The sequence below is a fragment of the Myroides sp. C6-3 genome (assembly GCF_050522425.1).
Taxonomy (GTDB): domain Bacteria; phylum Bacteroidota; class Bacteroidia; order Flavobacteriales; family Flavobacteriaceae; genus Flavobacterium.
The window spans coordinates 1-5,992 of the sequence record NZ_JBMVQP010000066.1 but is presented as its reverse complement, the minus strand read 5'-3'; the positions used below and the strand labels follow the sequence as shown (position 1 = coordinate 5,992).

The 5,992-nt window shown below is 36.9% G+C and carries 6 protein-coding genes and 1 pseudogene; 5 read left to right on the top strand and 2 right to left on the bottom strand.

What is annotated here, in order from left to right; all coding sequences use genetic code 11:
- Positions 1 to 803 (top strand): annotated as a pseudogene (locus ACPDG9_RS15670) (hypothetical protein); the annotation flags it as partial.
- Between the two features lie 190 nt (positions 804 to 993).
- A complete protein-coding gene (locus tag ACPDG9_RS15665; RefSeq protein WP_430528643.1) occupies positions 994 to 1,767 on the top strand; it encodes a hypothetical protein in 774 nt (257 codons plus the stop codon).
- Between the two features lie 351 nt (positions 1,768 to 2,118).
- Here the strand turns inward: ACPDG9_RS15665 and ACPDG9_RS15660 are convergent, their stop codons facing one another.
- Entirely contained in the window at positions 2,119 to 2,616 is a 498-nt protein-coding gene (locus ACPDG9_RS15660) for a DUF2480 family protein (protein WP_430528642.1), read from the bottom strand.
- Between the two features lie 390 nt (positions 2,617 to 3,006).
- On the opposite strand from ACPDG9_RS15660, the gene ACPDG9_RS15655 reads away from it, so the two are divergent.
- Positions 3,007 to 3,591 (top strand): hypothetical protein, encoded by a 585-nt coding sequence (locus ACPDG9_RS15655; protein WP_430528641.1) that lies wholly within the window; start codon positions 3,007 to 3,009, stop codon positions 3,589 to 3,591.
- Positions 3,592 to 3,661: 70 nt separating this feature from the next.
- On the opposite strand, the gene ACPDG9_RS15650 is transcribed toward ACPDG9_RS15655, so the two are convergent.
- The gene (locus ACPDG9_RS15650; protein WP_430528640.1) at positions 3,662 to 4,108 is read right to left on the bottom strand and encodes a hypothetical protein; all 447 of its coding nucleotides are present in this window, start codon (positions 4,106 to 4,108) and stop codon (positions 3,662 to 3,664) included.
- 480 nt (positions 4,109 to 4,588) lie between these two features.
- Here ACPDG9_RS15650 and ACPDG9_RS15645 point away from each other — a divergent pair, with 480 nt between their 5' ends.
- Both ACPDG9_RS15645 and ACPDG9_RS15640 read left to right on the top strand, forming a co-directional pair.
- Positions 4,589 to 5,116: a chromate transporter gene (locus ACPDG9_RS15645; RefSeq protein WP_430528639.1), complete on the top strand. Its 528-nt coding sequence runs from the start codon at positions 4,589 to 4,591 to the stop codon at positions 5,114 to 5,116.
- Between the two features lie 5 nt (positions 5,117 to 5,121).
- The gene (locus ACPDG9_RS15640; protein WP_430528638.1) at positions 5,122 to 5,670 is read left to right on the top strand and encodes a chromate transporter; all 549 of its coding nucleotides are present in this window, start codon (positions 5,122 to 5,124) and stop codon (positions 5,668 to 5,670) included.
- Positions 5,671 to 5,992 lie beyond the last annotated feature (322 nt).

The following is a 5,992-nucleotide window of genomic DNA, read 5'->3' as shown; positions in this document are numbered from 1 at the left end:
CTTGTTTTGATGCTGGAGGTAATTTTATAGCGGATTCGACGGGTGTTGTATTTGATGCAAACACCTTGACAATTCAAGAAAAAGAACCAGGACTGATTGTGTTTGCTGATCAAAAAAAAGAACTTAAAGTATTAGATATTCGTGCGAGTAACCTTATCGTAGACGATACAACCCTTGGCTTAGGACAAATGAATGTACAAAATACTTTAGAGGCAATAGTAGAGCGAATAGAAGTTTTAGATAATCAATCGGGAACACTAAGTGGATCGGGTATCTTAATTAATACAGAGCAAGCTGTAGACCATGCTGTGCTACAAGATGTTAAGCTAACCATAGCGGAAGGTGCAATAGAAACGAAGCACTTAACAGAAAAGGCAGTAAGCAGTAGTAAGATTAGTTCGAAAGAAGGAACGCAAACGGCTACAGATGGAGATGTTCTCGTAGCAGACGGACAAGGTGGAGTGACATTTAAAGCAATAAAAGCAACTATGCCTAAGTTTTTTTACCTTCCATCTATCTATTTAGAAGTTGAACCAGGATTTAGTGGTAGTCGTAATATTTACGCGGATTATGCAACGCAATTTGGACAGCCTAAATATGCAAATCCCAAAGCAGGATTAAAGGCTAAACTACCAGTATTACCTGCGTCTGAACTTAATTTCTTTATTACTTTTTTAGATGAAGATATCTTTGAGCAGGTGTCAATTAGCGATGAAGGGGTATTAACCTATAAAGTTAAGGAAGATGCAATTGTAACTCCAATATCTTATATGAACATAGTATTAGAGGTAAGAGAAGAATAGCTGTGCATGCAGTGAAAAAAAAATCTGCTTGTTTTTTAGACAAGCAGATTTTTTTATGCCTTTATTTAAGCTCATGGGGTGTTATTATCGCCTCTTTTTTTAAAAAAAATAGAAATACCGACTAAGGGGGTATTGTTTATGTTAATTTTAAGTATTACTATTATTGGAATGAAAACTGAAAAAAAATAACATGAAAAGAGGACTGCTGTTAGGTGTCATTTTGTTTTGTTCTGGGCTACTTGCTCAAGAAGGCAGGAATAGTACTCAAGATAGTTTGGGGAACACGAAAAACAATATGATCAAGATGAACGTAATTCCTTTGGCCTGGGGATCAGGATCCTTGAGCTACGAAAGAAAAGTAGTAGGCCGATTGGTGGGAGGTATAACCGTAAATTACCGTCCAGAAAGTGGAGCACCTTTTAAGCGAACGTTACAAAAAGTATTCGAAAATGATGTAGAGGAAGGAAACACAACTTTTGACATTGATCAGCTGAGGTATTCTAATTTCTCCGTGGCACCAGAAGTTAAACTTTACCTAGGTAAAAAAGGCGCTTTTCGTGGTTTTTACGTTGCAGTCTTTGGAAAAGTAGAAAGCACCAAGGTCGATTATGCATACAGATTTGAAGGGTTTACCTTTCTTAATCAAGAGCTCGAATTACCGTTAAGAGGAAACGTAAAGGCGCGATCTGGAGGGTTGTATTTCGGTGTACAATGGCATTTGGGAAAACGATTTTACTTAGATTGGCAAATTATAGGAGCAAATTACGGTACTGCAGATATCGATATTTCAGCCTATAGAAACTTAACACTTCAAGAGCAAGCCGAATTACAAAATTTTGCAGAAGATCTGACAGAAAGCTTTGATAAACTGACCTTTGAAGTCAACGATAACGGAATCAAGATGAAGGGGAAAATGCCATGGTTGGGTTTGCGTACGGGATTGAGTATAGGTTATCGATTTTAAACTAGTTTGTTTGCTGTATTGTTTTACGCAGTGCGATGGGAGGACATCACCTAGTATTGGCGCAATCACAAAAATAAACATTAGTTCACCCTGCCTAGGTGTAAAGCTACACCTCTCATCCGTAGTCGCAAGAGTGAAGGAGATAAGATAGATCCCTTTTAAAAATTTACTTGTTCGTGATCCCTCGGATTAGTTGTAAAGCAAGAGTAAGAGGAAGAAAGACAAAAAAAACCTATAGTGCACTTTTGTTGCTATAGGTTTTTTCATTTGTATTAAGCTTGTGTGTTTATACATCGACTGCTTAGTTAATTTTTATCCCTTGTATTGACAAGGTGCGATGTCAAGCTTCGATTATTTAAAAATAACTTTAGGCATTCCAATTTCACCGTATAACAAGGATTTTACGATTGGTTTTAGTTTTTTTGTAGCAGTCATGTACAAGAAAACAGGAATATCCGGATTCGCACGAACCACTACTTTTTGATCTTTATATGGGGTAATATCAGCCTGTAATACGTTGGATTCCCAAAGATCATTCCTTAATTCATCTACTGTACAAAATTTGAAAAGCGTTGTTTCACTGTACAATTTATCTGCGATAACCATGTGCACCCATTGGGGAATAATGGCATCTACAGTGCAGTAAACGGCTACGGCTTTACCGTTAAAAGCAGTGAAATCAACTGCTGCTAGCGCCGTGCGAAATTCTTTTTCTTTTACGATTAACTCCATATAGAGTAGAGGTTTGAGATCAAAAGAAACAATTTCAATTTCGGGTTTAAACGTTGCTAAATCAAAGGCTATGATGCCTGATTCGTTTACTTTGTTTCGTATAGGTTCTGTGGACATATCTGTTTATTTAGTTTGTAATGAGGTTTATGCTGTTCTTTATCAGGGGAGAGATAATCTGTAAGAAAGAATCTCAAACCGGATAAAACAACCTCTTTCAAACAAAAATAGGAGTTATTTTTAGAAAAGTGGTCGTTATAACCCCTCGTTTTGGTGTTGAAAAGCACTTTTACATAAACTGTACTGAATTCCAAACTAACGTATAAATTGTGTTGGTATTGAGGGAAATTGCGATAAAATTAGGGAGGTGTTTAAGAATTAGGAAAGAAGTAGTGTAGGGCGGTTGTTACCCAAAAAAGCATAATGTTTCCCTAACAATTCAATAACCTTAAATTCTAGGTGTAAAATCAATTATTTCACTCCTTTACTAAACCAAACTTCTGATTTGTTTTGAGTGAACAGGAATTAAATAAACAACGATGCATCCAGTATCTCGCGAAAGAGTACTCGGAAGAAGAGCGAATTACTTTCGAAATAGATTTACTTTATATTTGGCTCAAAGAAGCGGGATTGTTGGATCGGGCTTTTTTCTTCTCCACAGGGGGAAGCACCGTGCTGCAAGTGAAGAATCCCAAGGACCAACAAATTGTCGAGGAAGTAACGAAAGTGATTCACCAGCTACCTGCGCGTTATCAAGCAATGTTTGAACTTATTGACGAAGCGATGATTCGCGCAAGAGGGGGAGAGGTAAAAGCAAAATTAGCGTTGTCTGGGAAGTTAGGTTATGCGTTTTCTAATCAATCTACTGGGGAAGTGCTCACAGCAAGTAAAGGTGGAAAACACGGCTATTACCCCAATTTCCATGAGATTTATACCGGATTTATAGCCTATGGTACCGGATTGAAAAGAGGACTAGTTGTCGATCAAATGAATCTTGAAGATATTCCAGTATTAATTAGCCAGGTGTTGAACTTTAATTTGGATGAATCGGAAGGTGTTTACCTGCCTATTTTTCAAGCAAAAAAGCAAAAGTAATCGATTTTTTTAACGAAGAAGGAGTGAGTGTTTTATGCATTCACTCTTTTTTTTGCTTGCAATTTGACGCTTATAGCTTTGTGTTGATGGGAATATTAAGTCGCAAGGAGGTGGTAAATCCTCTAATAGGACCGAACTCTCCTTTGTTGGCAAGGGGAAAGCCGTATCCTACATCTAATTCTATAAACGTAGCAAAAGACAAACCAACTTTCGGAGTTAAGGTATAGGGCGTGAGTTCTGTTCGTCCTAATAAACCAATGTAATACATCTCCGAATAATAAGTGGCTGCAAGTTCTGGAATGACCATAAAATTATTTTCCATCCACGTGAAATTAGCCGTTGCATCTACTTTGAGGATATGATTGAAATTGAGCTCTGTCGCATAGTAGATTCCCGTTTTCAGCATACTTCTATTTTGATATTGATAGCTAATGGAGGGACCAAAAAGGTGATTTTGTGCTTGTGTTTGTGTAACCACTCCTAAGAAGAAACAGAATAAGTATAAAATAGGTTTCATAGTTGTATTTTTTGGATTAAAAGTTTTTTCCTTTTCCATTGAATGATAAAGGAAACTTTACTTTTGCAATTTGTGTTGTGTATTTGTCTAACGGTAAAAGTATTCCTTTAAAAGGATATACCACCTCCCTAAAAATAGTAGTTTTTGTAGAAGAGGTAAGTGCACTATTACTGGTCTATTTTGGTGTATATACGGCTTGCTTTCAATAAAAAAACGGATAATAACGACCTTTTAGTGCCTTGTGGTTTTTTACTTTGTATCCGAAGCAAACTTTGTGTTCTTCGCTCTGGATTGATCGTTTTTTGATGGTTGAATGTAAAATCAACGCAGGGGGATAGCACAGGGCTTATTTGTTATATATACCCTCAAGAGTGACTCTAAATTACTGTTGAAATGAGTTTTTTATCTCGGTTTTTGTAGGATAAAAAATTGGATCAATGTATCTTGTAAGCTTTTAAAAAATCAAAGATTACATTAAAGATGTTATGGAAAATATTTTTACTTTTTACTAAGATTGGGGTCTTTACAATAGGAGGAGGGTATGCCGTTATTCCTTTAATTGAAAAAGAGATTGTCTCTAGAGCTTGGCTCTCCCATGAAGAATTCTATGAGCTTCTCGCAATAACAGAGTCGCTTCCGGGTGTATTTGCGACCAATATAGCTGCTTTAGTGGGATTCAAAATAGCGGGAATTAAAGGAGCGTTGTTAGCGGCACTTGGAACCATAGTTGCTCCTTTTATTATTATTTTGCTTATTGCTGTTTTTTTTAGTCGTTTTCAAGAAAATAGTTATGTTGTAAAGGCATTTAAAGCGCTAAGACCTGTGGTGGTCGCATTGATAGCAGCTCCTTGTTATACGGCTATTAGAGTAAATAACATGAAGTTGAAGCACTTGGTGTTGCCCACCATAGCATTAGTTTGTATGTGGTTTGGTGGGGTGTCTCCCATTTGGATTATTCTCGCAGGTTGTGGGGGTGGAATTGCCTATCATCAATTTGCTAAAAGCTGAGCGTTATGATTTTTTTGAAGATTTTTTGGGTGTTTTTAAAAATAGGAACTTTTGGATTTGGTGGAGGATATGCTATGTTGTCGTTGATACAAGAAGAAGTTGTAGACCGTAATCAGTGGATTACGAAGAGTGAATTTACAGATTTAGTAGCCATATCGCAAATGACCCCTGGTCCTATAGGAATTAACTCCGCAACTTACGTTGGATTTAGTGCTTTGCACAATCAAGGATATCCCCCCGCAATTGCTGTACTCGGTGCTGTCATCGCAACGATAGCACTGTGTCTACCTTCTTTTTTGATGATTTGCGTAATCTCCTACTTTTACTTTAAGTTTCGAACCAATAAGTACTTTTCTTATGCGTTGTCAGGAATAAAACCTTTGAGTATTGCTTTAATCGCCTTAGCGGCTTTGAGTATGGCCACGGAGGAAAATTTTATCGATTACTATAGCTTTGCTCTTTTTGGGCTAGCATTGATTTGTTCTATTAAGTTTAGAATGCACCCCATTGTTATTTTATTTGTCACAGCAGTTATTGGAATATGTATCTATTAAATAAAGGAGAGCGGAAGCTCTTTTTTGTTTGTTGTTCGTTGTTGGTCGTAGAGATTATCGTTTAAAGAGAACACTTCCTTATTTTAGAAGAATCTACCGATACCTCATAACAGATCACAGATCACTTTTTGTCGTTCGTTGTAGCGATTATCGTTTAAAGAGAACACTTCCTTATTTCAGAAAAATTGACTGATACCTCCTAACAGATCACAGATCACTTTTTGTTGTTCGTCGTTTGTTGTAGCGATTATCGTTTAAAGAGAACACTTCCTTATTTTCAGAAAAATTGACCGATACCTCCTAACAGATCAGTGATAGCTCC